We start from the raw sequence: 23,287 nt of genomic DNA on the forward strand, positions 1-23,287 counted from the left end.
CCTCTGATGTCAGTGCTTCTTGCCGTGGGTCAGGTTCTCCATCTGGGACGTCGTGTCGACCTTGGCCTTGCGGTCGATCCGCTTCTCCTTGATCGACTTGCCGCTGGCCTTCTTGGTCATCGACTGTCGCGGGGACTTGTCACCCATGGTGCGCGCTCCCTCATCGGGAGCCTGGACGGCTCCGTGCGGCGCACGCTACGCCTGCCCGGGGCCCGCCGGTGGCCGTCCGACCGGCCCGGGTGACCGGCCTCCGACGGCGCTGCCTAGATTGCGTGGCAGTGGAAGACGGAGCGGAGCAGCATCCCGGACCCGGCGCGCCCCGGCCGTCGCGGCGGTTGGTCACCGACCCCGTCTTCGGGCCCTACTGGGCCGGCAAGTTGCTGGCGAACGTCGGCATCTGGATCCAGAACATCGCCAGCGCCGCGCTGGTCTGGCAGCTCACGTCGTCGGCCTTCCTCGTCGGTCTGGTGAGCTTCGCCCAGTTCGTGCCGCAGCTGGTGCTGACCCCGATGAGCGGGGCGATGGCCGACCGGGGCAGCCCGCGCCGGCAGATCCTGCTCGGACGCACGTTGTGCACCCTGGGTGCCGCGGCGCTGGCCGGCTGGGTGCTGCTGACGCCCGACGTGTCCGACGTGCCGCCGTGGGTGGTGATGGTCACCGCGCTCGTCGTCGGCATCGGGTTCTCCGTCGGCGGACCGGCGATGCAGGCGCTGCTCCCGTCGCTGGTGCGGGAGGGCGAGGTGGCCCGGGCCGTCGCGCTGGACAACCTGACCTTCTCCGTGGGCCGTGCCGTGGGGCCGGCCGTGGGTGGCGTGGTGGCAGCCACCGCCGGCTACGGCGTCGCCTTCCTGCTCGCGGCCGTCGGCCACGTCGTCTTCCTGCTGGCGGTGTTCCGGCTCCGGACGCCGGGCGGTGCCGTCGCTCCGGGCCCGCGGCTGTCGGTCATCGCCGGGGTCCGGTATCTGCGTACCGACCCGGTGGTGGGTGTCCTGCTGCTCGGTGTCACCGCGGTGGGCGTCGGTGCCGACCCGGCGGTGACGCTGGGGCCGTCGCTGGCCGACGCCCTCGGTGGCGGTCCAGGACTGGTCGGGCTGCTGGCTTCTGCGTTCGGCGTCGGGGCGTTCCTGGGCTTCTTCGTCCAGGCGGCGCTGACCCGTTACCTCGACCACGCGCGGCTGGCCACCAGCGGTCTGGTGCTGCTGGGGTTGTCGGCGGTGGGGCTGGCGCTGAGCTGGAACGTGCCCGCCGCCGTCGTCGCCTTCGTCGTGGGCGGCGTCGGCCTGACGCTGGCCATGAACAGTCTCACGACGTTGCTCTACGACCGCGTCCCGCGCGAGTTCATCGGCCGCATCATGGCGCTGTGGCTGGTCGGCTTCGTCGGGTCCCGGCCGCTGGCCGCCGCGCTCAACGGCGCGCTCACCGACCTCGTCTCGGTGGGCGCCGCCCTGCTGACGACGGCGGTGATGGTGCTGGGCGTCGCCGCGGTGTGCCGTCCGTCGGTGCTCCGGCGTTCCGCACCGGGGCGATGACGCGGTGGGGAGGGGCGGTCATCATCGGACGCGTGGTCCGGTCGCTTCTGCTGGGCGCCGGGGCGGTGGTGCTGCTGCTCGCCCTCCTGGTCGGTCTGCTCTGGGGGTTCCAGCGCAGCCTGATCTACCTGCCCGACCCCGGCCCGGTGAGCAGCGCCGGCGACCTCCTCCCGGGTGGCCGCGACGTCGTCCTGCACACCTCCGACGGGCTCGATCTGGGCGGCTGGTACGTGCCCGCTCCCGCTCGGGACGCGGCCACGGTGCTGGTCGCCAACGGCAACGGCGGGCACCGCGGCATGCGTGCGCCGCTGGGTGAGGCGCTTGCCGACGCCGGGCTCGGCGTCCTGCTGTTCGACTACCGCGGCTACGGCGGCAACCCCGGCAGCCCGACCGAGGAGGGACTGGCGCGCGACGTCCGCGCGGCGCGGACGTTCCTCCTCGACGACGCCGGGGTGCCGGCGGACCGGCTGCTCTACTTCGGCGAGAGCCTGGGCGCCGCGGTGGTCACCGAACTGGCCACCGAGCATCCGCCGGCCGGGCTGGTGCTGCGGTCGCCGTTCGTCGACCTGGCGTCGGTCGCCGCGGAGCACTACCCGCTGCTGCCGGTGCGGGCGCTGCTGTGGGACCACTACCCGCTGGCCGAGCAGATCGCCGGCGTGGACGTGCCGACGACGGTGGTGCTCGGCACCGCCGACTCGATCGTGCCTCCGGCGCAGAGCCGGGCCGTGGCCGAGGCGGCCCGGCGGCTGCACCGGCTGGTCGAGGTGCCCGGCGCCGGCCACAACGACGCGGCGCTGCTGAACGGGGCCGCCCTCGTCGACGCCGTCCTCGACCTGGCCGAGCACACCACCGACTGGTCCCGGCCGTGACCGGGTGGGCGTCGCGGCGCCGGGGTGCGGCATCCGGGGCGCGGCATCCGGGGCACGGGTACGGCGCGTGCTGACGACGTCCGAGGGACGAACAGATGCCTGATCCGGCGGGACGGTCGACCCGTGAGGTGTTCGAGGACCATCTCCGGCTGGCCGCGGCCTGCGGACCATCTGCGGACTCTGTGCGGACCAGGATCAGACGATGGTCGTCATCGATGGATCTCCAGGCGGCGTGGACGCCGCTCCCCATCGGGCGGCCAAGCGTGCCGGACGTAGCGCGCCGCCGCAGGGCAGTGCGCGTCCCTTCGGGATGGCAACCCATCCTCAGCTCGGTGGGCTCGGTCCTGCGGTGGCCGCTAGCGCTCTGACCCGACCGACGCCGGAGGAGCCGCGCGTGCGGCTAGGAGAGGCGCGCCGGGCCGGATGGGTGTGAGCTGGGTGGGTGGTATCCCCGGACCGGGACGGGCCGGGGCGCGATCCGGGGGTGGGCATGTCGAGAGCCGAGGAGCCGTCGTCGCTGGACGAGGGCCGTTCTGCACCGGCGAGCGGGCTGACCGACCGGCGCCAGCCCTACAGCGGCCCGTCGTCCGCCGGGGGAGCGCGGAGCGCGAAAGGTGGGGACGCCGCCGGCCCGGACCGGACGGCGCCGTCGGCGCCCGGCGACCCGGGCGCGGTCGACACCGAGCAGCCCAACGTCAGCGAGACCCCGGTGCCGCCCCGCCGGCAGTGGGTCGGCCTGGTCGCCGGTCCGGTGCTGGCCCTCATCGTCTACTTCCTGCTCGCGATGGACGATGAGCTGGGCACCCCCGGCCGCACGACGGCAGCCGTGGGCGTGCTCGTGGCCGTGTGGTGGGTGACGGAGGCACTGCCCCTGCCGGCGACGGCGCTGGTGCCGATCGTGGCCTTCCCGCTGCTCGGGGTGCTCACGGTCGGAGAGGCCACCGCGCCTTACGCCAACCCGAACATCTTCCTGTTCATGGGCGGTTTCATGATCGCCCTGTCGATGCAGAAGTGGAACCTGCACCGGCGGATCGCACTGCTCACCGTCCGCGCCGTCGGGACCAAGCCGCGCCGGCTCGTCGGCGGCTTCATGCTCGCGACGGCGTTCCTCAGCATGTGGGTGTCCAACACGGCCACGACCGTGCTCATGCTGCCCATCGGGCTGTCCGTACTCCTGCTCGTCCTCGACCGGGTAGCCGCGGAGAGGGGCGACCGGGGTGCGGTGGAGGCGGTGGCGGGATCGCAGGCGGCCGGGAACGCGGAGCAGCCGGCCGGCTCGGACGACGCCCCGGGCGCCGGCGGGCCGGCGGTCACCGAGCTGATCCGCGACGCCGACACGCGCAACTTCGCCGTCGCGCTCATGCTCGGCATCGCCTACGCGGCGAGCATCGGCTCGCTCGCGACGCTCATCGGGACACCGCCGAACCTCATCCTCGCCGCCTTCGTCCGGCAGAACTACGACATCGACCTCGGCTTCGGGCAGTGGATGGCCATGGGGCTGCCGCTTGCCGTGGTCTTCCTGGTCCTGGCCTGGCTGGTGCTGACCCGGCTGGTTTTCCGCTCCGGGCTGAAGGAGATCCCGGGTGGCCGCCGCGTCATCCAGGATGAGTTGGACAAGCTGGGCCGGATGTCGCAGGGGGAGTGGACCGTCCTGGCGGTGTTCGTGGCGACGGCTCTGCTGTGGGTGTTCCGGCAGCCGCTCAGCGGCTGGGAGGCCCTGACCGGCGTGCTGCCGTTCGTGGCCAACCTCGACGACGCGACGATCGCGATCGCCGCGGCCGTGCTCCTCTTCCTCCTCCCGGCCGCCGGCCGCCGCGTTCCGGCTCTGGACTGGCACACCGCGCAGCAGTTGCCTTGGGGTGTGCTGCTGCTGTTCGGCGGCGGGCTGAGCCTGGCCGCCGCGGTGCAGGCCAGCGGCCTGGACGCCTACATCGGCAACCAGGTCGGTCAGCTCGGCGCGCTCCCGGTGGTGCTGCTGGTCTTCTCGGTCGCGCTCGTCGTCATCCTGCTGACCGAGGTCACGAGCAACACCGCGACCGCCGCCGCGTTCCTGCCCGTCCTCGGGGGCGTGGCGCTCGGGCTCGACCTCGGCCCGCTGGCCCTCCTGGTGCCCGCGGCGCTAGCGGCCACCTGCGCCTTCATGCTCCCCGTCGCCACCCCGCCCAACGCGATCGTCTTCGGCTCGGGCTACGTGACCATCGGCCAGATGATCCGGGCCGGCGCGGTGCTCAACGTGATCGGCGTCGTGCTCGTCACGGCGACCGTGTACTTCCTGGGCGGGCTCTTCCTCGGCATCGAGTTCTAGCGAGCTGCTCGGCGTGGGCGTCGACAGCTCGGCGATGTCGGGGTCCAGTCCGGGGTGGCCGAGGGCGGCGGCGGTTGCGGAGAGGAGGTCGATGTCGGCGGCGGGCAGGGTGAGCGCGGTCAGCGGTGCGTGCTCGTAGCGGCCGTCCGGGCCGAGCAGCCGGCCGCCCCCGGGTCCCCGGGACTGGGTGGGGCCAGGACGGTGAGCAGGCGCTGCACGGCGGCGAGGGCGACCCGACCGGCCAGCGACGCCGGCAACCGCAGCGGCTCGGTGTCGGTGTCGGTGTTCGGATCCCGCCGGTCGTCGTCCTCCCACGTGCCCAGGCACAGCGGGATCTCTTCCAGGGCGCGCAGCGGCGCCAGCGGCTCGCCGTCGAGGTCGACGACGAGCACGGTGCGCTGCCCCGCCGCGGTTCCTTCGCTCCCTCCGCGGTGGCCGGTCGGCTGCTCAGTCACGGGCGGACCACCGCGCGGTGGCCGACCGGCCGGTCATGCCGGTGACCCGGCCGATGTCGGCCCACGAGGCCCCGGCCGCGAGTGCGGCGCGCACCGCCTGGTCCAGCGCGCGGGCAGCGACGGCGTGCCGGGCGGCGGCCGCCTCGACGTCCTCGAGGGCTTGCCATCCGGCGATGTGGCGGCGCCAGTCCTGTGTCACCCGGTTCTCGTCGGCGGCCTCCAGATCGGCCCACGGGCCTGTGACGGCGAGTCGCCGCGCCGCCGGGTCGGCCAGCCCCGGCGGTATGCGGGTCCAGGGGGTGCCGCGCCAGCCGCAGGTGCAGCCGGCGGCCCAGCCGACGACCGCGGCGTCCGGGCGCCACTGCTCCGCCTGGTCGATCACCTCGAGGAGGACCTAGGGCCTGTCCTGTAAGGGTTCGCGGAGCCACAGGATGGCGGCGGCGATGATCAGTTCGCTGCGCCAGTAGGCGGCGCGTTTGGCGTAGCGGGTGGCCAGGTCCCGGAACTGCTTGAGCCGGTTGAAACAGCGCTCAACGACGTTGCGGTTCTTGTACTGCTCGGCGTTGAAGGACGGCGGACGTCCGCCCCGGCTGCCCAAGGCCTTCCGGCGGGCCCGGGAGTCACTCTTCTCCGGACAGATGAACCGGATGCCCTTCTCCCGCAGCGCACGCCGGGTCGAGGGGTGGGCGGAGGCCTTGTCGGCCAGCACCGCCTCGGGTCGTTTCCGAGGCCGGCCGCGGCCGGCGCGCGGCACGTCGATCGCCTCCAGCAGCGGCATCAGCTGCGGGTTGTCCCCGGCCTGGCCCGGGGTGACGATCACACTCATCGGCAGACCGCGGCCATCGACGGCCAGGTGGACCTTGCTGGTCAGTCCGCCGTGTGAGCGTCCGATCCCTTCACCATCGACCTCGATCGCGCCTACTCGGGCCGATCGGGAGCCCCCTTTTCCGGGCTCCGGCGGCGTGCTGGTGAGCCCGGGAGACCGTCGAGTCGATCGACACGATCCACTCGACCGCTCCGACCGAGTCGTCCTTGACCTGGGCGGCGGACAGCACCTTCTCCCACGTCCCATCGAAGGTCCACACCCGCAGCCGCTCGTGGCAGGTCTTCCACGGCCCGTACCGCTCGGGAAGGTCTCGCCACGCGCTCCGGTCCGCAACTTCCACAAGATCCCATTGATCACCTGCCGGTGATCTCGCCAGGGCGCCCCGCTGTCATCTGCGCGGGCAGCAGAGGCTCGATCCGAGCCCACGCCGTATCGGTCAGCTCACCTCGACCCACCATCGGCCCAGCCTCGGCGCAACACCCACCAAACCCTTTACAGGACACGCCCCTGCCGTGCCGTTGCTATCAAGAGCGCATTACGGGACGGTGAGGCCATGGAGAAGGAGCCGGCCGATCGGTTGGGGCTGGCGATCGCAGCCGCCTCCACCGGGACGCTCGCAGACATCGCCGCCGGGGGTGGAGCGGCTGGCACGGCCGCCGGTGGTCTTGCTTCCATCGGTGTCCTCGTTGTCGACCGGTTCGTCGGAGTGGTTCGTCGTCACCGGCAGGAGCGCGCCGGCCGCATGCTGGCCGTCGCCGCCGAGGTGCTTGGCGGATTGGACATCCTCGAGGAGCGCACTACCGCTGACGACGAGCGGGTGGAGCTACTCGGACGAATCCTAGAGGCCGCGGTCCGCACTCCACTCGAGGAGAAGATTCGCGCCCTCGGGCGAGTTCTCGGGGAGGGGCTGAGCCAGGACGGTGACGTGAGCGAGGCGATGGTCCTCGCTACCGCGCTCGCTGACATCGAGGCCCCGCACGTCGCGGTCCTGCAGTTGCTATATGAGCAGCCCGGTCCTCCGGCAGAGCTTCTCCGTGCCGGAATCGACAGGGCCACGGGGTGGGAAGCGACAGCGGTGGCAGCTGCACTCCCCAACCTCGGCGACGTTGTGGACGGCCTGCTCGCGGTCCTTGGCGGTCGCGGCCTGCTGAAGGACTCTGGAGGGGTCCCATATCCCGGCGGCGTGGGGCCGGCCGTGTGGGTGGCCACCGACCTCGGTCGCCGGTGCCTGTTCCTGCTAGCTGAGCCCGACGAGACCAGCACGGAGAGCGGCGAGCGCTGAATCACCGTCGTCGCGCTGGCTCGGTGCCGAAACGCTGGACGTCCGGCCCTCGGTGATGACGCAGGGCAGGGGTAGCCCCCAGAACGACTGCGCCAAGTGGTGCTGCAAGGGTTCTCCGTCCTGCGCGGTGACCCGACGATGTATCGGCCACTCCTGACACTCGCGCGCACCTGAAGTGCCACGCCACATATGGGGGCTGCCGGGCATGTGCACGTTGCACGCCAACAGCGCCCGCGAGGCCGTGGTGAAGATGTGCCCCCTGCCGCTGCTGGCCGGGGAGAACATCGGCACGTCGTTCGTCGTCCCCACCGTCGCCTCGAGCGTGGACCTGGTGGTGCACGTGGGCACCGACGCCGACGGGCGGCGGCGGGTGCGCGAGATCGTCGCGCTGCCCGGCCGGGCCGAGGACGGCGTCATCGAGACCGCCGACGTGTTCGCCAGCCGCGACGGCCGGCTGGTGCGGGCCGACGGCTTCCCGCCGCACGCCGAGCGGTTCGCCGCTGCCGGCTTCGACCTGCTGGCCCTGCTGGGCGCCGGGGCACGACCGAGTCCGGTGTCCGCTGAGGCTGAATGCCGACCCGTGCTTCTTCAGTGCCGCGGCGACGCGTCGCGAAACTCGAGCGGACGCCGTCTTCACCCGACCGGGTGCTCTCGTACCTCTCAGTGCTCGTCCCTGTCCACAGATCGACTGACGTCACCCCTACGGACTGATTCGTTTTCTTACAGTCCCCAGCGATTCGACTGCTGGCTGGGCTCGACGGGGGATGGGCGTGCCGACTGCTCTGGACGTCGTGGACGGCGAGGTCCGCGAACTCATCCGGCGACGGGGGCTCGATCCGTTCACCGATCCCGGCCCGGTCCGGCTGCTGGTCCGCGACGTCGTCGCCGACTACTCCGAGCGGTCGCTGACCTCCGCGCTGCCGCCGATCGGCGACGTCGAATCCGTCGTCCGTGACGTGCTGGACCGGGTGGCCGGCTTCGGCCCGCTGCAGCGCTACCTGGACGACCCCGAGATCGAGGAGATCTGGGTCAACGAGCCGGGCCGGGTGTTCATCGCCCGCCGTGGCCGCAGCGAGCTGACCACGACGATCCTGGCGCCCGGTGAACTGGCCGACCTGGTCGAGCGGATGCTGCGCACCTCGGGTCGACGCATCGACATGTCGACGCCGTTCGTCGACGCGATGATGCCCGACGGGTCCCGGCTGCACGTGGTCATCCCGGACATCACCCGCCGCCACATGGCCGTCAACATCCGCAAGTTCGTGCTGCAGGCGCACTCGCTCGACGAGCTCGTGGCGCTGGGCACGATCACCGCCCCGGCGGCGCGCTTCCTGGAGGCCGCCGTCGCCTCCGGGCTGAACATCCTCGTCTCCGGCGGCACCCAGGCAGGGAAGACGACGCTGCTGAACTGCCTCTGCGCCGCGGTGCCCGCCCGGGAACGGGTGATCACCTGCGAAGAGGTCTTCGAGCTCCGGGTGCCGCTTCCCGACGTCGTCTCCATGCAGACCCGCCAGCCCAACCTCGAAGGCGCCGGGGAGATCCCGCTGCGCCGGCTGGTGAAGGAGGCGCTGCGCATGCGTCCCTCCCGCATCGTGGTGGGCGAGGTGCGGCAGGAGGAGTGCCTGGACCTGCTGATCGCGCTCAACTCCGGGCTGCCGGGCATGTGCACGCTGCACGCCAACAGCGCCCGCGAGGCCGTGGTGAAGATGTGCACCCTGCCGCTGCTGGCCGGGGAGAACATCGGCACGTCGTTCGTCGTCCCCACCGTCGCCTCGAGCGTGGACCTGGTGGTGCACGCCGGCACCGACCCCGACGGGCGGCGGCGGGTGCGCGAGATCGTCGCGTTGCCCGGCAGGGCCGAGGACGGCGTCATCGAGACCGCCGACGTGTTCACCAGCCGCGACGGCCGGCTGGTGCGGGCCGACGGCTACCCGCCGCACGCCGAGCGGTTCGCCGCCGCCGGGTTCGACCTCGCCGGTCTACTGGCATGACGGAGTCCGGTGCCCTGCTCGGCTTGGTCCTCGGGGTCGGCCTGCTGCTGATCTGGCGCAGCGGTTCCCGTGCCCCGAGGCCGCGGACCGACCCGCGCCGGCCGGGGCGACGCGAGCAGGTGCTCGCCGCGGCGGGGCTTCCCGGCATCAACGGCGCCCAGCTGCTGGCGCTGCAGATCGGGCTCGGGTTGCTGGCCACCGTCGTCGTCCTGCTCGCCACCGCCACCGTCACGGTCAGCCTGGTGTTCGGCCTGTTCGGTTTCCTGCTGCCGGACGTGCAGGTGCGCCGGCTCGCCGGCAAGCGCCGGGCAGACCTCCGCGAGGTGTGGCCCGAGGTGGTGGACAACCTGGCGTCCGCCGTCCGGGCCGGGCTGTCGCTGCCGGAGGCGCTGTCGACGCTGTCCACCCGCGGCCCCGAGGTGCTGCGCCCACCGTTCGCCCGGTTCGCCGCCGAGTACCGCTCCAGCGGCCGGTTCGGCACCTCGCTCGACCGGCTCAAGGACGACCTCGCCGATCCGGTGGGCGACCGGATCGTGGAGACCCTGCGGGTGGCCCGCGAGGTGGGCGGCAGCGATCTGGGCCGGGTGCTCCGGACCCTCTCGACGTTCCTGCGCGAGGACGCCCGCGCCCGCGCGGAGCTGGAGACCCGGCAGGGCTGGGTGGTGCAGGCCGCGCGGCTGGCCGTCGCCGCGCCGTGGGTCGTGCTGCTGCTGCTCGCCACCCAGTCGACGACGCTCGCCGCCTACGACTCGGCGCTGGGGACGGCGATCCTGCTCGGCGGGGGCGCGGTCTGCCTGGTCGCCTACCGGCTGATGCTGCGGATCGGGCGGCTGCCCGAGGACGTCCGGGTGCTCCAGTGAGCGGGGTGCGCTCGTGACCCCGGACGTGCTCGGCATGGTGCTCGGGCTGGTCGCGGCGACCGGCCTGCTCCTGGTGCTCGCCTACGCGCCGCCGTTCCGCTCGGTGCGGCTGGTCGACCGGCTGGTGCCGTACGTGCATGACACCCCACCGCCGTCCCGGTTGCTGGGCACGGCCACCGAGGCCGGCCTGCTGACGGCGGTCCGCCGGATCGCCGGACCCTCGATCGGCAACGGCGCCCGGATGGTGGACCGGCTGCTCGGCGGGCGCGCCGCGGTGCGCCGGCGCCTGGACGCCCTCGGTGGCGCCATGACCGTCGAGGACTTCCGCATCGAGCAGGTCGTGTGGGGTGGCCTCGGGCTGCTCGGTACGGCCCTGGCGGCGACCTTCGGCTCCGTGGCGGCCGGCAGCGTCAACGTGCTGTCGGCCGGGCTGTTCTGCCTGGCCGGCGCCCTCGGTGGCGTACTCGGCCGCGACTGGTGGCTCACCCAGCAGGTGACCCGGCGGGAGGAGCTGCTGCTCGCCGAGTTCCCGGTCGTCGCCGAGCTGCTCGCCCTCGCCGTGACCGCCGGGGAGAGCCCGACCGCGGCCATCGCCCGGGTCACCCGGCTCTCCGGCGGCGAGCTGGCCCGCGAACTCGGCGCCGCGCTCGGCCGCGCACGGGCCGGCGTTCCGCTGGTCGATGCCCTGCAGCAGGTCGCCGACCAGACCTCGCTCGACCCGCTCGCCCGGTTCATCGACGGGCTGCTGGTCGCCATCGAACGCGGCACGCCGCTGGCCGAGGTGCTGCGCTCGCAGGCCGCCGACGTCCGGGAGGCCGGGAAGCGCCGGCTGCTCGAGGCCGGCGGCCGCAAGGAGATCGCGATGATGATCCCGGTCGTCTTCCTGGTGCTCCCGGTCACCGTTCTCTTCGCCCTGTTCCCGGGGCTGATCAGCATCGTCTCGCTCTCGCAGTGAGCGGCGAGCGCAAGTAGGAAGGACCACTCCATGCGCGCATTCGCGTACCTGTTCGCCGCCCTGTCCGCGCTGTCGGACCGCATGGCCGGCGAGGACCCCGAGCGGGGCGACGTCCCCGGCTGGGTCATGGTGACGGTGATGACGGCGGCCCTCGTGCTGGCGATCCTGGCCGTGTTCCAGACGGCCATCGTCACGGCCGTGCAGAACGCGCTGAACTCCGTCACCGGCGCCGGTGGCTGATGAAGGACCTCGCTGCCCCCCACCGCTCGCACGCTCGCGGCGGGACCCTGCAGCAAGGCCGTTCCAGCAGCTCACCAAGGGAGACGACGGCGAACGGGGCAGCGCCGTCGTCGACTTCGTGCTGGTCTCGATGCTCATCGTGACGCTGCTGCTGGCGGTGCTGCAGGTTGCGGTCTACGTGCACGTGCGCAACGTGGTCACCGCCAGCGCGCAGGAGGGGGCGCGGTACGCGGCCAATGCCGACGTCGCCTCGTCCGCCGGTGCCGGCCGCACGGTGGAGATCGTCGCGCGGGCGACGTCGGTGCAGACGGCGGAGGGGCTGGCCTGCACCTCCGCGGAGGAGGCCGACCCCAGCGGCGCGACGCTGGTGGTGGTCCGCTGCTCGGGATCGGTGCCCTCGCTGCTCGCGGTGCTGGGCAACCTGCTGCCGTTGGAGGCAACCGGGCGGGCGATGAAGGAGGCGGCGTGAGCTGGCTGCGCCGCCGGCTGGGCATGGTCGCCGGTGAGCGCGGCTCGGCGCTGGTGGAGTTCGTGTTCATCGCGCTGGTGGTGTTCGTGCCGCTGGTCTACATCGTGGCCGGGTTCTCGGCGGTGCAGCGCGGGGTGTTCGCCTCGCAAGCCGCGGCCCGCGAGGCCGGCCGGGCGATGGGGATCGCCCCGGACCCGGGAACCGGGCACGAGCGGGCGCTGCGGGCGGCGCAGCTGGCGGTGGAGGACCAGTCGGTCGAGGCCACCGATCTGCGGCTGGCCTACGCGCCCGCCGGCGCGGGCTGCGACACGGCGGGCAGCTACTCGCCGACGCTGGCGCCGGGGGAGGAGTTCTCCGTCTGCGTCACCGTCACGGTGCGCATCCCGCTGCTGCCGGAGTTGATCGACACCAACACCGCCACCGGCCAGTTCGTCGTCGAGCGGGACCGCTACGTCGACGGCTGAAGCAGCTCACATCACTGTCACGAGGTGTCCAAGCTTCACGATGACCGGTCGGGAAGCTGATCCGGCGGCACCAAGGCCATGCGAGTCCGGCGACCCGGAAGCGTGGTGGCCTGACCGGGACGTCGACGAGGCCGCGCGGGAGGCGTGCCAGGTCTGCCGCGCCCGTGCCGAGGGATGGCGTGCCGCCGGCCGAGCGCCGTTCGTTCGCGCAAGTCGCCTAGCGTCGTCCGAGGCAGCACGGTCCGGGGCGCCCATGCTGGCGGCTCGCTGGGAGTCGGAAGGGCATCGATGTTTGGTGGAGACAAGCGCGCCGAGCGAAGGGGCGAGGAGGCACGCGCAGCGCTACTAGAAGAGGCGACCGAGGCGCGTCGTACCGGCCTGCCGGTCTACTTCTGCACTGTCAGTGTCGGCTCATCGAAGGGCGACGTCGCAGGCTTCGGCGGTCGAATGGCTTCCCCGAACCTGGCCGTAGGCGAGGCGATCGACACCATTGAGAGCGCGGGGTGGCGCCTGGAGCAAAGCGGCTACGTCTTCGTTCCGCAGAGCGGGGGGACCCTCGCGGGAGTAGGAGGCATCGGGGCGACCGCTGTGAACGGCTTCGTGCAGGGGCAGTTCATCTTCCGCCCTGCCTGACGTTCCTCCAGAAACTAGGAGCCGCGGTAAAGGCGCGGACAACCCAGAGAGCCCGGCCGATTGCGGTCGGCCGAAAGCTCAGTGCGTTGTGGCGTCAGGTGCGTATGTTGCTCCCGATCTCGTCGGCCGCGCGATCAGTGCCTCACCGATCGTGCGGGCCTCGGCTGCTGCGCCCGGGCCCTGCGCCGCCGACCCCGGCCGCGTACCGGTTACCGCGCGCTTCCCGCTGCACGTCTGCGTCGACCAGACCGGCGTCACGGTCCACAACGACCGGGACGTGCCCGTCGCCGGGGGCGCTCGGACCACCCGGGGAGCGGGACCGGCGCGGGCGCCCAGCCGCCCTCCCGGGTGCCGGGCGCCCCCGTGGCCCGGCCCGCACCGGTGCCCCGCCCGGGACCGACCGCACCGGCTCCGCACCCCGTTCCGCCCCCGCTGCCGGCTCCTCCGGCTGCTCCGCTGCCGGCTCCTCCGGATGCTCCGCCCCCGGCTCCGCCAGCTGCTCCGCCACCTGCGCCCCACGACGACCGGGACGACCGCGAGGACCGGGACGAGCGGGACGACCGGGACGACGAGGACGACCGGGACGACGACCGCGGTGACCGGGACGCCGACGAGAACCGGGGCAAGGGCAAGGACGACAAGGACCGGGGGAAGGACAAGGACCGCGACTGACCGCGGTCGGCCGGGGGACCGGCCGAGCGCGGATCGGCCGCGCGGTGGAGGCGGGAATCGGCGGCTCCGCCGATGTGCCCGGCCGGGCACGCCCGCGCAACCGCCCGGCTACGCTTCCGCAAGCTGAACCACCGGCGTCGCCGGGCTCGGGTCGGCCTGCAGCCGGCGCAATCGCCGGGCCACCGCCTGCTGGGAGGCGTTTCCCCTCACGATCGAAGAGCCGCGATCGGCGCCGTCGACCCGGAGTCGTGCAACAGTCCCCGCGTGACGTCTCAGCATGAGCACACGGACACGCGACTGCCACGTGCGACGACGCGCTCGATCATTGTGCTGACCGTCGCCATGGCGCTCATCGGCGTCCTCGGCTGGCCACGACCCGAATACGAGTCGGAGACGGACCTCGACATCTTCCCGGCCGCGCCGGTCCCGCTGTTGACGCTGCTGGCGGGTTCTGCGATTGCGTGTGTCGCGGTCGCCGTCGTGCTCGTGCTCAGGACGAGTGATCTGCGGGCGGCTGAGCCGGCCGCGCTCGGGCTGTGGCTCCTCTTGGTCGTGTCTGCCGGTGCGCTGGCGTGGAACGCCCTCTACTCCGCTGCGCTCTCGACGGTCCCGTTCGGCGCCGCCATCCCGATCTTCCACTGGCTGTTCACGCCCGTGCCGGCCGTGCTCGCCATGGCCCTCGTGGCGCGGCGGAGCCGCCGCACACGCCTCGCCGCGGCCCTCGCTACCGGTGTGGTCACGCTGCCGCTGTTCGCGCTCGGCGGGTCGCTTCTCCTTGCACCGGACTTCCACCCCCTTGCTGTGGTGGGGGCGATGGTGTGGACGGGCTTGCTCGGCATCGCTCCCTTCGTCGCCGGCATCGTCGCTGCGATGGCCAGATGGGAAGACGAGCTCCAGCCACCGCACACGATGCCGGGCTGAGCAGCGGGGAACGCGCCGGTGAGCGAGAGACGGGGAGCAGGCAGGCGTCGAGGAAGCCGGCGACGGCGAAGACCAGCAGCACGCTGCCGACTACGCGGCCCCACGCCGAGCACCCCCAGGTGATGTCGACCAGCCGGCCGGAGACCCCGGGCGCGCCTGGCCGATCTGCGCCAGGCCGGCGCCGACCGCACGGGCGGTCAGGCAGGCACGGGCTCGTCCGCCGGACGCCGTCCGCGTTGGACGAGCAGCACGCCGACGACGGCGACGATGACGCCGACCACTGGCGGGATGAACCAGCCGGCCTCGCTGCTCCACCAGGCGGCGAGCGCGGCCACCACGTAGACGGCGATGTTGCGCCACTCGACGTCCGGGAGCGCCGCGCTCTCCGGCATCCCGCGCCGCCAGCGCGCCAGGAAGTCACCGATGACCACGCCGCCCAGCGGCGGGATGAGGATGCCCAGCCACACCAGGTACTGGATGAGGTTCTCGTAGATGCCCGTGATCGCCAGCAGCGTCCCGATGACCACGCCGCCGATCACGAACGGCTTCTTCGACCGCGAGTTGGCGATCTCGGCGCCGGCGACCCCGAAGTTGTAGGCGGTGTTGTCGTTCGTCGTCCAGAGGTTGGCGACGAGGAAGACCAGCCCCCAGCCGACCAGGCCCAGCTGGTACAGCACCAGGACGAAGTCGCCCTCGCCGAAGGACAGGGCCCCGATGGCGCCGAAGCCCAGCATCAGCAGCTCGCCGATAAGGAAGGCGACCAGGCAGGCCCAGAAGCCGCTGATGGGGGTGCGGGCGAACCTGGTCCAGTTCGGTGCCTGGGTGCCGCCGGAGGCGAACGTGCCGACGACGATGGTGATCGCGGTGGCCACCGGCATGGTGGCGGCCGGCTCGAGGGCGGTCAGCCCGCTCCAGCCGCCGACCTCGTCCAGCGAGCGCCAGGTGACCCAGCCGGCCAGCACCAGCATCAGCGGCACGGAGACCACCGACAGGGCGTACATGCCCTTGTAGCCGTAGTACGCGGTGACGCCCATCAGGGCACCCCCGGCGATCATGAGCGCGATCTCGGCGGCGCGGCCGTCCCACTCCAGGGCGCTCGCGGTGAGCCCGGCGAGGGTCGCGACGGTGACGCCGTACCAGCCGACCTGCGTACCGCCCAGCAGCAGCGAGGCGAGCTTGGCCCCCCGCCGGCCCAGCGTGTACCGGCACATCATCACCGTGGTCAGGCCGGTGCGGGCACCGATGCCGCCGATGACGGCGACGTAGACGCCGAGGACGGCGCTGCCGAGCAGCAGCACCCAGATCAGCGAGCTGACGTCGAAGGCGGCGCCGATCTGGGCGCCGGCGAGCATGGTCGGGGTGAAGAAGGTGAAGCCGAGCAGCACGATCGCCAGCGAGAACAGCGACCGGCGGGCGTGCTGGGGGACGGGGTCGATCGGGTAGTCGGGGTCGACGGCGGCCGGGGCGTCGTCGGTACGGACGGTGCTCATCGGATCTCCTGACCGGCACCGGCGGGCAGCTCGTCCTCGCCGATGTCCTCGTTCCACAGCGCCGGGTTCGCGGCGACGAAGTCGGTCATCAGCTGCACGCACTCGGGATCGTCGAGCACCAGCACCTCGACGCCGTGCTCGGCCAGCCACTCGTGCCCGCCGGAGAAGGTGGTGGCCTCCCCGACGACGAGCCGGGTGATGCCGAACTGGCGCACCAGGCCGCTGCAGTACCAGCAGGGCGAGAGGGTCGTGACCATCGTCGTACCCCGGTAGGAGGGCTGCCGCCCGGCGTTGCGGAAGGCGTCGGTCTCCCCGTGCACCGACGGGTCGTCGTGCTGCACCCGGCGGTTGTGCCCGCGACCCAGCACGGTGCCGTCGCGGCCGATGAGGGCGGCCCCGATGGGGATGCCTCCCTCGGCGAGCCCGGCACGGGCTTCCCCCACCGCCACGGCCAGCCAGCTGCGTGCGGTCTGTTCATCGAGCGGGGTCGTCATCGCGTCTCCAGGTCCGGGCCGGTGTCTGCGCCGACCTTGGCGTTCACGCTGCCGCCTGTCCATCTCCGTGTGGTCACGGCCGTGTTACGGGTCGCAGTCCGCGCCCACCTGAGGTCCCAGGACGACGTCGGAGACCGGTCACCGGCGCCTCGGGGTACCGGTGTCGCTCGTACGTCGGCGCGGGCGGCCGGGGATCGGCCGCGCGGCGGAGGCGGGGATCGGCGGCTCGGCCGATGTGCCCGGACGGGCGGGCGCGGGACCGTTCAGGCCCGTCCCCGGCCCCGGAGGTTCCCGTGCTCGACAGCCCGATCACCGCGCCCATCCCCGCCGACGAGGGCGCTGCGCCCGGTCGTGCGGCCCGCACCGCCCGACGCTGGTTCCTGGTCGTGGCCCCGGTGCTCGCGGGCATGCTCGCGGTCGCCGGCGCGGCCGCCGACCCGGCGGTGGACCTCGACGGCCGGCAGCTTTACCGGCTGTATGCGGACAACCCCGAGGCCCTGCAGTTCAAGTCGCTGAGCTACCACTTCTCCTACGCGTTCTGGGGCGTGGCGGCGTTGTTGCTGGCCTGGTCGGTCCGGGGCCGCGGCGCCTGGCTGGCCAACGTCGCGGTGCTGCTGGCCTTCCTGGGGGCCACCTCGCTGCCCGGCTTCCTGCTCGCCGACTTCTACGACTCCGGCATCGGCCAGGCCTTCGGCGTCGAGGGCAACGTGGCGGTCGAGGAGGCGATGAGCGGCATGTGGGCGTTGCAGGTCATGCAGATCAGCGGCGTCGCCGGCTTCCTGCTCTGCCTGCCGGTCGCGGCCCTGGCCGCTTGGCGCGGCGGGCTCGTGCCCTGGTGGGCGCCGGTGGCGGTGGTCGCCGGCATCGGAGGCGGGTTCTTCGTCGTGGGCGCCAACGTCCCCGGTGCGCTGATCATGACGGTGGGCTTCACGGTGCTGTCGGTGGCGCTCGCCCGCAGCCGGGGGCTCCGCGGGGCGCCCGGCTCCGTGGGCACCCCGGCCGGCTCCTGACGACGGCGGACCGCCCGTGCGCCCGCCGCCGGGACTACGTTCCGTGACCATGGTCCGGGGACTGGCCGGGCGGCCGGCCATCGTCGATGCGCTGGTGGCCGGTGCGCTCGTCGCACTGGGTCTGGTCGAAGCGGCGACGACGCCGCTGGACCGGCCGGCCTGGCTGCACGCCCTGCTGACCGTCGTCGTGATGGGGGCGGTGGCCTGGCGGCGGCGGTTCCCGCTGGCGGTGCTGGCCTTCGTCGTGGCCGGGATGATGGTGATCGACGCCGACGGCCAGTTCGCCGTCTTCGCGGCCCTGGTCATCGTCTCCTTCACCGCCGGGACGGAGCTCGACCCGCCGCGTGCCTGGGTGGGGCTCGCCCTGGCCGTCGTCCCGTTCTGCATCGCCTTCGCGGTCACCGGCGGCGAGGTCAGCGACTTCGTCGCGGTGACCGTGCTCTACGGCGGCAGCTGGGTCGTGGGCCAGGCGGTGCGCGACCGGACGCGCCGGTCGCTCGAGGCGGCGGAGCGCGCCGACCGGGCCGAGCGCACCCGGGAGGAGGACGCCGCGCGGGCCGTCGCCGCGGAACGGGCCCGCATCGCCCGCGAGCTGCACGACGTCGTCGCCCACTCGATCAGCGTGATCGCCGTCCAGACCCAGGCCGTCCGCCGCCGGCTCGACCCGGCGCTGGGCCGGGAGATCGACGACCTGCGCGCCGTCGAGGTGACGGCCCGGCAGGCCATGGCGGAAATGCGCCGGTTGTTCGGCGTCCTCCGCGCCGACGGCGAGCGACCGGCGCTGGCGCCCCAGCCGGGGCTGGACCAGCTCGACCGGCTCGTCGCCGACACCCGCGCGGCCGGCGCACCGGTGGACGTCGTCATCGAGGGGCAGCCCGTTCCACTGCCCCCGGGCGTGGGCCTGGTGGCCTACCGGGTCGTGCAGGAGGGGCTGACCAACGTGCGGCGGCACGCGACCGGGAGCCGCGTGACGGTGTGCCTGCGATACCGGGACGCAGAGCTGGACGTGGAGGTGGTGGACACCGGCGGTACCGGGGCCGGCCTCTCGGACGGCGGCGGTCTGGGGCTGGTCGGGATGCGGGAGCGGGTGGCGCTCTACGGCGGGGTGCTGGAGGTGGGGCCCCAGCCCGGCGGTGGGTTCGCCGTCCGGGCCCGCCTGCCGTTCCGGGAAGGTGCCGCGGCATGACCGTGCGGGTGGTGGTCGCCGACGACCAGCCGATGGTGCGGGCCGGGCTGCGTTCGCTGCTCGAAGGGGAGGACGGCGTCGCCGTCGTGGGAGACGCCCGGGACGGCGAGGAGGCGCTCGCCTGCATCCGCCGCCTCGAGCCGGACGTGGTGCTCATGGACATCCGCATGCCGGTGCTGGACGGGCTGGCGGCCACCCGCCGGCTGGTGACCGGTGGATCCCGGACACGGGTGCTGGTGCTGACCACCTTCGACCTGGACGAGTACGTGTTCGACGCCCTGCGCGCCGGCGCGAGCGGCTTCCTGCTCAAGGACGCCACGGCCGAGGAACTGCTCTCCGCGGTCCGGACGATCGCCGCAGGCGAGGCGGTCCTCGCGCCGTCGGTCACCCGCCGGGTGATCGAGGCGTTCGGGACGGCCCCCAGGGCCGACCCCCGGCTGGCCGACCGGCTGGCCGTGCTCAGTCCGCGCGAGGTCGAGGTGCTGCGGCTCCTCGGCCGCGGCCGGGCGAACGCGGAGATCGCCCGCGACCTCGTCGTCAGCGACGCCACGGCGAAGACGCACGTGAGCAACGTCCTCACCAAGCTCGGGCTGCGCGACCGCGTGCAGGCGGTGATCTTCGCCTACGAGAGCGGCCTGCTCCGGACCGGCGAGGCACTCCCCGGCTGACCGACGGACCGTGCCCGCGCAACCACCCGGCCTCCGGCTCGTTGGACCGACCGGAGCGCGCGACGAGGCGTGCCCGGGACGGCGGGAGTCCGGCGTGCGCAGCGGTCGGTCGTGTCTGGCGGCGGCGGTGGCTGCCGCCGTGGTGGTCCTGCTCGGCAGCGGGACGGCGGCGGCGACCCCGCCGCCCGCCGCGGCCGGGGAGTTCGCTCCGCTGGACCAGCAGGGCCCCCGGCTCGGCGTCCCGAAGGCGCAGCTGGACGCCGGCCTGTCCTGCAACGGACCGCTGCGGCGGTCGGCTCAGGACCCGGTCCTGCTCGTGCCGGGTACGACCCTCACGCCGGAGGTCAACTTCGGGCGGACCTACATGCGGGCGTTCGACCAGCTGGGCCTGCGGTGGTGCGCGGTCACCCTGCCCTCCGACGCGACCGGCGACATCCAGATCGCGGCGGAGTACGTGGACGTGATCGGCCTGAGCCCGTCCAACCACGGCACCGTCGTCGCCGACGCGGCGTGCCAGCGGGAGTGCACCCCCGCCAACCACCAGCAGGCGTCGCAGTCGGCGTTTATGGCCGCGCTCAACAGCGGCACCGAGACGTTCGCCGGCATCGACTACACGGTCGCGTACACGGCCACCGACGAGATCGTCGTCCCGAACACGCCGCCGAACGCGAGCTCCGCGCTGCGCACCGGGCAGGGCCGGATCGCGAACATCGCGCTGCAGGAGGTCTGCCCGACCAACACCGCCGACCACTTCGCCATCGGTAGCTACGACCCGGTCGGCTACGCGATCGTCACCGACGCCCTCGCCCACGACGGCCCCGCGGTGCGGGAGCGGATCCCGCTGGCCACCTGCCTCCGGACCACCCAGCCCGGGGTCGACCGGGCGACGTTCCTGCCCGACTTCACCGGGATGGTGCGCTACGCAGGCAACAGCGAGGGCGACGCCGCCAAGACGCCGGACGAGCCGCCGCTGGGGCCCTATGTCGTCGCCCGCCGCTGACCCGGCCGTGGCCGGGGGCCGTGGCGGGGAGACCGCCGCGGGACCCCGGCCGACCGTCAGCCGCCGCGCTCGACCTCCGCCTGGACGATGCCGCGTACCGCCCGGAGCAGCGCTTCGTCGGAGGTGTCCCCGCGGCCGAGCGCCTCGCGCGCCGGGTCTGGCAGCAGGTCTCCGTCGACCGTCTCCAGCCAGGTCACGTCGCCGCCCACCCGGCGGCCCACCTGCAGGCCCTTCCCGTCCGGGCGAACCACGTACTCCTCGCTGTCCAGCTGGATCGTCATCTCGTCGCTCATGCCCGCCCCCCTACCCGCAGGACGGTCGGTTCCACGCAAGAGATCGGTGATCGGTCGGGGAAGGATCGACCCATGGACGAGGAGTTCTGCGAGGTCGTCGTGACCGCCGCCGACGGGGACTGGCTGGCCGGGTTCACCCGCACGCTGGTCGAGGAGCGGCTGGTCGCCTGCGGCCACCACGTGACGCCGATCCGGTCGGTCTACCGGTGGGACGGCGCGGTGCACGACGAGACCGAGGCGCGGGTCGCCCTGCACACCCGCCGCTCGCTGGTCCCGGCGGTCGTGGCTCGCACCAAGGAGCTCCACCCGTACGAGGTGCCCTGCGTCATCGCGCTTCCGCTGGTCGGCGGCAACCCCGACTACCTGGCCTGGATCGTGGCGGAGACCAGGGCCGGCTGACACCGGAGCGCGCCACCCTCATCCTTAACGGGCACAGCGCGCGTCAGCAGACTGTGTCTCCCGTTCCCCGTGCCGATGGGGACGAGAGACTCCACGGGGAGACGTCACGAGCCGACGGGGGACACGTGCACGGAAGACAGGGACGGGCCGAGCTGCCGTTCGACGGGCGGGACTTAGGGGCTGCCCAGGGCCGGGACGCCGCACTGATCGCCGCCGTCGTCGACGCGCTGCCCTCGCCCACCGTCGTGCTCGATCCGCGGGGCGTGATCGTGCTGGTCAATTCCGCCTGGGTGAACGACGGTCGCAAGCACGGGCTGTCCATCCGGCCGGGCGCCGACTACTTCACCGAGGCAGTGGGCCTGGCGGACGACCCGGACGGCCGCACGCTCGTCGCCGAGCTGCGCGAGCTGATGGCCGGCGAGCGCTCGGAGATGTCGATCGACCGCTCGATGCCCGGTCTGTCCGGCACCGGGCGGCTCTGGTTCCACGTGCAGGGCACGCGGGTGGGGGGCGCCGGGCACGTCGTGGTGACGCACACCGACGTCACCGCGCGGGTGCTCGCCGAGCGCGCCTCCTCCTGGCAGGCGCGGCACGACCACCTCACCGAGCTGCCCAACCGGGCGCACCTGCACGAGCTCATCAACCGCGAGCTGCACCGCCCGGACCACCCCGCCGTGTCGGTGCTGTTCCTGGACGTCGACGGCTTCAAGGACGTCAACGACTCCCTCGGGCACGAGGTCGGCGACGAGCTGCTGCGCCAGATGTCGGCCCGCCTGCTCGAGGCCACCCGCGCCCAGGACACCGTCGGCCGGCTGGGCGGCGACGAGTTCGTCGTCCTCTGCCGGAACTGCGACACCGACGGGGCGGCCGCGCTGGCGGCCCGCTGCCAGGCCGCCTTCGTGGAGCCGTTCGAGCTCGGCGGCCGCCGTCTCACCCTCGGGGCGAGCATCGGCATCGCCGGCACCGACGGCGGGAACCGGCGCAGCGTCCGGTCCACCGAACTGGTGCGCGACGCAGACCTGGCGATGTACGCCGCCAAGGCCGCCGGGCGCGGCCGCGTGCGGGTGTTCAGCCCCGACCTGCGGTCCGCGGCCGAGACGAGGATGCAGCTGGCTGCCGAGCTGCGCGACGCCATCGCAGGCGACCAGCTGGTCCTCCACTACCAACCGATCGTGCAGCTGTCGACCGGGACCTGCACCGGGATGGAGGCGCTGGTCCGCTGGCAGCACCCCGAGCGCGGCCTGCTGCCGCCGTCGGACTTCGTGCCGCTGGCCGCCCAGCACGACCTCATGGCAGAGCTGACTTGCTGGGTGCTGCGCACCGCCACCGGGCAGGCCGTCGCCTGGGACGCCGCGGGGCTGCCACTGGTGATGAACGTGAACATCAGCGCCGAGCACTTCTCCGCCGGCACGCTCACCGACGACGTCGCGGCGGCGCTGGAGGCCTCCGGGCTGCCACCCGACCGCCTCGTCGTGGAGCTCACCGAGACCAGCGTGGCAGAGGACCCGGTCAGCGCGGCGGCGCAGCTGGCCCGCCTGCGGGTGACCGGCGTCGAGGTGTCCATCGACGACTTCGGCTCCGGCTTCTCCTCGATCAGCCAGCTGGTCGCGCTGCCGGCCGGTCTCTTGAAGATCGACCGGAGCCTGGTCACCTGCGCCGCAGGCCGGGCCGGCCAGGCAGCCGCGGCCATCGAGGCCGTCGTCGGACTGGCCGACGCCTTCGGCATGCGCAGCCTCGCGGAAGGGGTCGAGACGGCAGAGCAGCTGGCGATGGCCACGGCGCTGGGTTGTACCTTCGCGCAGGGCTTCCACATCGCCCGCCCCATGCCGGCCGAGGACATCCCGGCGTGGATGGCGGCGCGCACCCGGGGAGCGGCCCCCCTGCCCCTGCTCACCGATGCCGCGTCGCTGTCCCGCGGCCTCGGTTCTGCGGTCGGGAGCGGCTGAACGGGTTCAGCCGGGTTCGCCGCGGGCCTTGCGCCGGAGGATGACGACGATGTCGACCAGGGCGATCGCGCCCAGGACGAACAGGACGACGGCCGGCCAGGCGGGCACGTCGGCGGCCAGCCAGAGGAATCCGCCGCCCACGCAGACGACGAGACCGAACGCAGCCAGCACCAGCCGCAGGGTGAGCGCCGACCGGGCCGGTGGCGCGCCGCCCAGCCCGGCCGTGGGGTCGTGGTGGTCGGGGAGGCCGCGTGCGTAGTCCTCCCGGGAACGGGGTCGTCGCGGTTCGCTCATGCCACGCATGCCTACCCCTTCCCGGGGCGCACTACC

General features: G+C 73.2%; 26 protein-coding genes and 1 pseudogene. 19 read left to right on the forward strand and 8 right to left on the reverse strand.

Annotated elements, in window-relative coordinates; genetic code table 11:
- Positions 1–9: 9 nt before the first annotated feature.
- Positions 10–147 carry a hypothetical protein gene (locus tag QOZ86_RS16415; RefSeq protein WP_284493046.1) on the reverse strand — a complete coding sequence of 46 codons (138 nt, stop codon included), beginning with the start codon at positions 145–147 and terminating at the stop codon, positions 10–12.
- 131 nt (positions 148–278) lie between these two features.
- Here QOZ86_RS16415 and QOZ86_RS16420 point away from each other — a divergent pair, with 131 nt between their 5' ends.
- The 3 genes from QOZ86_RS16420 (at position 279) to QOZ86_RS16430 (ending at position 4,703) form a co-directional block, all read left to right on the forward strand.
- Complete coding sequence (locus QOZ86_RS16420) at positions 279–1,529, forward strand: MFS transporter (RefSeq protein WP_284493047.1); 1,251 nt, start codon at positions 279–281, stop codon at positions 1,527–1,529.
- A 32-nt stretch (positions 1,530–1,561) separates the two neighbouring features.
- Positions 1,562–2,398 (forward strand): alpha/beta hydrolase, encoded by an 837-nt coding sequence (locus QOZ86_RS16425; RefSeq protein ID WP_284493048.1) that lies wholly within the window; start codon positions 1,562–1,564, stop codon positions 2,396–2,398.
- A 490-nt stretch (positions 2,399–2,888) separates the two neighbouring features.
- Positions 2,889–4,703, forward strand: a complete 1,815-nt coding sequence (locus tag QOZ86_RS16430; RefSeq protein WP_284493049.1) for an SLC13 family permease — start codon at positions 2,889–2,891, stop codon at positions 4,701–4,703.
- A 119-nt stretch (positions 4,704–4,822) separates the two neighbouring features.
- Here the strand turns inward: QOZ86_RS16430 and QOZ86_RS16435 are convergent, their stop codons facing one another.
- The 3 genes and pseudogenes from QOZ86_RS16435 to QOZ86_RS16445 form a co-directional block, all read right to left on the reverse strand.
- A complete protein-coding gene (locus tag QOZ86_RS16435) occupies positions 4,823–5,158 on the reverse strand; it encodes a hypothetical protein (protein ID WP_284493050.1) in 336 nt (111 codons plus the stop codon).
- Positions 5,151–5,540: a hypothetical protein gene (locus QOZ86_RS16440; protein WP_284493051.1), complete on the reverse strand. Its 390-nt coding sequence runs from the start codon at positions 5,538–5,540 to the stop codon at positions 5,151–5,153. Before QOZ86_RS16440 ends, QOZ86_RS16435 begins: the two co-directional genes overlap by 8 nt.
- A 12-nt stretch (positions 5,541–5,552) precedes the next feature.
- Positions 5,553–6,439: pseudogene (locus QOZ86_RS16445) on the reverse strand (IS5 family transposase).
- 98 nt (positions 6,440–6,537) lie between these two features.
- Between QOZ86_RS16445 and QOZ86_RS16450 the strand changes: the two are divergent.
- The 10 genes from QOZ86_RS16450 to QOZ86_RS16495 all read left to right on the forward strand — a co-directional run bounded on the left by QOZ86_RS16450 (position 6,538) and on the right by QOZ86_RS16495 (position 14,471).
- Positions 6,538–7,266, forward strand: coding sequence for a hypothetical protein (locus QOZ86_RS16450; protein WP_284493052.1), 729 nt, complete (start codon positions 6,538–6,540; stop codon positions 7,264–7,266).
- 770 nt (positions 7,267–8,036) lie between these two features.
- Positions 8,037–9,257 carry a TadA family conjugal transfer-associated ATPase gene (locus QOZ86_RS16455; RefSeq protein WP_284493053.1) on the forward strand — a complete coding sequence of 407 codons (1,221 nt, stop codon included), beginning with the start codon at positions 8,037–8,039 and terminating at the stop codon, positions 9,255–9,257.
- On the forward strand, positions 9,254–10,117 hold the full coding sequence (locus QOZ86_RS16460) for a type II secretion system F family protein (protein ID WP_284493054.1): 864 nt from the start codon (positions 9,254–9,256) through the stop codon (positions 10,115–10,117). Before QOZ86_RS16455 ends, QOZ86_RS16460 begins: the two co-directional genes overlap by 4 nt.
- A 13-nt stretch (positions 10,118–10,130) precedes the next feature.
- Positions 10,131–11,072: a type II secretion system F family protein gene (locus QOZ86_RS16465; protein ID WP_284493055.1), complete on the forward strand. Its 942-nt coding sequence runs from the start codon at positions 10,131–10,133 to the stop codon at positions 11,070–11,072.
- Positions 11,073–11,102: 30 nt separating this feature from the next.
- Positions 11,103–11,312, forward strand: coding sequence for a hypothetical protein (locus tag QOZ86_RS16470; protein ID WP_284493056.1), 210 nt, complete (start codon positions 11,103–11,105; stop codon positions 11,310–11,312).
- Positions 11,305–11,781, forward strand: coding sequence for a TadE family protein (locus QOZ86_RS16475; protein ID WP_284493057.1), 477 nt, complete (start codon positions 11,305–11,307; stop codon positions 11,779–11,781). The genes QOZ86_RS16470 and QOZ86_RS16475 overlap by 8 nt, the downstream gene beginning before the upstream one ends.
- Positions 11,778–12,245, forward strand: coding sequence for a hypothetical protein (locus QOZ86_RS16480; RefSeq protein WP_284493058.1), 468 nt, complete (start codon positions 11,778–11,780; stop codon positions 12,243–12,245). Before QOZ86_RS16475 ends, QOZ86_RS16480 begins: the two co-directional genes overlap by 4 nt.
- A 288-nt stretch (positions 12,246–12,533) precedes the next feature.
- Positions 12,534–12,878 carry a hypothetical protein gene (locus QOZ86_RS16485; protein WP_284493059.1) on the forward strand — a complete coding sequence of 115 codons (345 nt, stop codon included), beginning with the start codon at positions 12,534–12,536 and terminating at the stop codon, positions 12,876–12,878.
- A gap of 363 nt (positions 12,879–13,241) precedes the next feature.
- Positions 13,242–13,550 (forward strand): hypothetical protein, encoded by a 309-nt coding sequence (locus QOZ86_RS16490; RefSeq protein ID WP_284493060.1) that lies wholly within the window; start codon positions 13,242–13,244, stop codon positions 13,548–13,550.
- Between the two features lie 264 nt (positions 13,551–13,814).
- Positions 13,815–14,471 carry a hypothetical protein gene (locus tag QOZ86_RS16495; protein WP_284493061.1) on the forward strand — a complete coding sequence of 219 codons (657 nt, stop codon included), beginning with the start codon at positions 13,815–13,817 and terminating at the stop codon, positions 14,469–14,471.
- A gap of 197 nt (positions 14,472–14,668) precedes the next feature.
- On the opposite strand, the gene codB is transcribed toward QOZ86_RS16495, so the two are convergent.
- Together codB and QOZ86_RS16505 are read right to left on the reverse strand one after the other, a co-directional pair.
- Entirely contained in the window at positions 14,669–15,961 is a 1,293-nt protein-coding gene (codB, locus tag QOZ86_RS16500; protein ID WP_284493062.1) for a cytosine permease, read from the reverse strand.
- Positions 15,958–16,455, reverse strand: coding sequence for a nucleoside deaminase (locus QOZ86_RS16505; protein ID WP_284493063.1), 498 nt, complete (start codon positions 16,453–16,455; stop codon positions 15,958–15,960). Before QOZ86_RS16505 ends, codB begins: the two co-directional genes overlap by 4 nt.
- Before the next feature lie 293 nt (positions 16,456–16,748).
- Between QOZ86_RS16505 and QOZ86_RS16510 the strand changes: the two genes are divergently transcribed.
- The 4 genes from QOZ86_RS16510 (at position 16,749) to QOZ86_RS16525 (ending at position 20,319) form a co-directional block, all read left to right on the forward strand.
- Positions 16,749–17,465, forward strand: a complete 717-nt coding sequence (locus QOZ86_RS16510; protein ID WP_284493064.1) for a hypothetical protein — start codon at positions 16,749–16,751, stop codon at positions 17,463–17,465.
- Positions 17,466–17,514: 49 nt separating this feature from the next.
- Positions 17,515–18,651, forward strand: coding sequence for a sensor histidine kinase (locus QOZ86_RS16515; protein WP_284493065.1), 1,137 nt, complete (start codon positions 17,515–17,517; stop codon positions 18,649–18,651).
- On the forward strand, positions 18,648–19,319 hold the full coding sequence (locus QOZ86_RS16520; RefSeq protein ID WP_284493066.1) for a response regulator: 672 nt from the start codon (positions 18,648–18,650) through the stop codon (positions 19,317–19,319). The genes QOZ86_RS16515 and QOZ86_RS16520 overlap by 4 nt, the downstream gene beginning before the upstream one ends.
- A gap of 94 nt (positions 19,320–19,413) precedes the next feature.
- On the forward strand, positions 19,414–20,319 hold the full coding sequence (locus QOZ86_RS16525; protein WP_284493067.1) for a lipase: 906 nt from the start codon (positions 19,414–19,416) through the stop codon (positions 20,317–20,319).
- 56 nt (positions 20,320–20,375) lie between these two features.
- Here QOZ86_RS16525 and QOZ86_RS16530 read toward each other — a convergent pair whose 3' ends face one another.
- Entirely contained in the window at positions 20,376–20,612 is a 237-nt protein-coding gene (locus tag QOZ86_RS16530) for a hypothetical protein (RefSeq protein ID WP_284493068.1), read from the reverse strand.
- A gap of 72 nt (positions 20,613–20,684) precedes the next feature.
- Here QOZ86_RS16530 and cutA point away from each other — a divergent pair, with 72 nt between their 5' ends.
- Together cutA and QOZ86_RS16540 are read left to right on the forward strand one after the other, a co-directional pair.
- The gene (gene cutA, locus QOZ86_RS16535) at positions 20,685–21,011 is read left to right on the forward strand and encodes a divalent-cation tolerance protein CutA (protein ID WP_284493069.1); all 327 of its coding nucleotides are present in this window, start codon (positions 20,685–20,687) and stop codon (positions 21,009–21,011) included.
- 125 nt (positions 21,012–21,136) lie between these two features.
- Positions 21,137–22,957, forward strand: a complete 1,821-nt coding sequence (locus QOZ86_RS16540; RefSeq protein ID WP_284493070.1) for a putative bifunctional diguanylate cyclase/phosphodiesterase — start codon at positions 21,137–21,139, stop codon at positions 22,955–22,957.
- A gap of 6 nt (positions 22,958–22,963) precedes the next feature.
- Here QOZ86_RS16540 and QOZ86_RS16545 read toward each other — a convergent pair whose 3' ends face one another.
- Positions 22,964–23,251 (reverse strand): DUF6343 family protein, encoded by a 288-nt coding sequence (locus QOZ86_RS16545; protein WP_284493071.1) that lies wholly within the window; start codon positions 23,249–23,251, stop codon positions 22,964–22,966.
- Between the last annotated feature and the right edge of the window lie 36 nt (positions 23,252–23,287).

This window comes from Blastococcus capsensis (assembly GCF_030165005.1).
Lineage (GTDB): Bacteria > Actinomycetota > Actinomycetes > Mycobacteriales > Geodermatophilaceae > Blastococcus > Blastococcus capsensis.

Bases quoted from the DNA above. Each gene is read 5' to 3' on its own strand.
- QOZ86_RS16415 (WP_284493046.1), bottom strand. From the start codon at position 147: ATGGGTGACAAGTCCCCGCGACAGTCGATGACCAAGAAGGCCAGCGGC.
- QOZ86_RS16430 (WP_284493049.1), top strand. From the start codon at position 2,889: ATGTCGAGAGCCGAGGAGCCGTCGTCGCTGGACGAGGGCCGTTCTGCA.
- QOZ86_RS16450 (WP_284493052.1), top strand. From the start codon at position 6,538: ATGGAGAAGGAGCCGGCCGATCGGTTGGGGCTGGCGATCGCAGCCGCC.
- QOZ86_RS16460 (WP_284493054.1), top strand. From the start codon at position 9,254: ATGACGGAGTCCGGTGCCCTGCTCGGCTTGGTCCTCGGGGTCGGCCTG.
- QOZ86_RS16470 (WP_284493056.1), top strand. From the start codon at position 11,103: ATGCGCGCATTCGCGTACCTGTTCGCCGCCCTGTCCGCGCTGTCGGAC.
- QOZ86_RS16485 (WP_284493059.1), top strand. From the start codon at position 12,534: ATGTTTGGTGGAGACAAGCGCGCCGAGCGAAGGGGCGAGGAGGCACGC.
- codB (WP_284493062.1), bottom strand. From the start codon at position 15,961: ATGAGCACCGTCCGTACCGACGACGCCCCGGCCGCCGTCGACCCCGAC.
- QOZ86_RS16505 (WP_284493063.1), bottom strand. From the start codon at position 16,455: ATGACGACCCCGCTCGATGAACAGACCGCACGCAGCTGGCTGGCCGTG.
- QOZ86_RS16515 (WP_284493065.1), top strand. From the start codon at position 17,515: ATGGTCCGGGGACTGGCCGGGCGGCCGGCCATCGTCGATGCGCTGGTG.
- QOZ86_RS16520 (WP_284493066.1), top strand. From the start codon at position 18,648: ATGACCGTGCGGGTGGTGGTCGCCGACGACCAGCCGATGGTGCGGGCC.
- QOZ86_RS16530 (WP_284493068.1), bottom strand. From the start codon at position 20,612: ATGAGCGACGAGATGACGATCCAGCTGGACAGCGAGGAGTACGTGGTT.
- cutA (WP_284493069.1), top strand. From the start codon at position 20,685: ATGGACGAGGAGTTCTGCGAGGTCGTCGTGACCGCCGCCGACGGGGAC.
- QOZ86_RS16545 (WP_284493071.1), bottom strand. From the start codon at position 23,251: ATGAGCGAACCGCGACGACCCCGTTCCCGGGAGGACTACGCACGCGGC.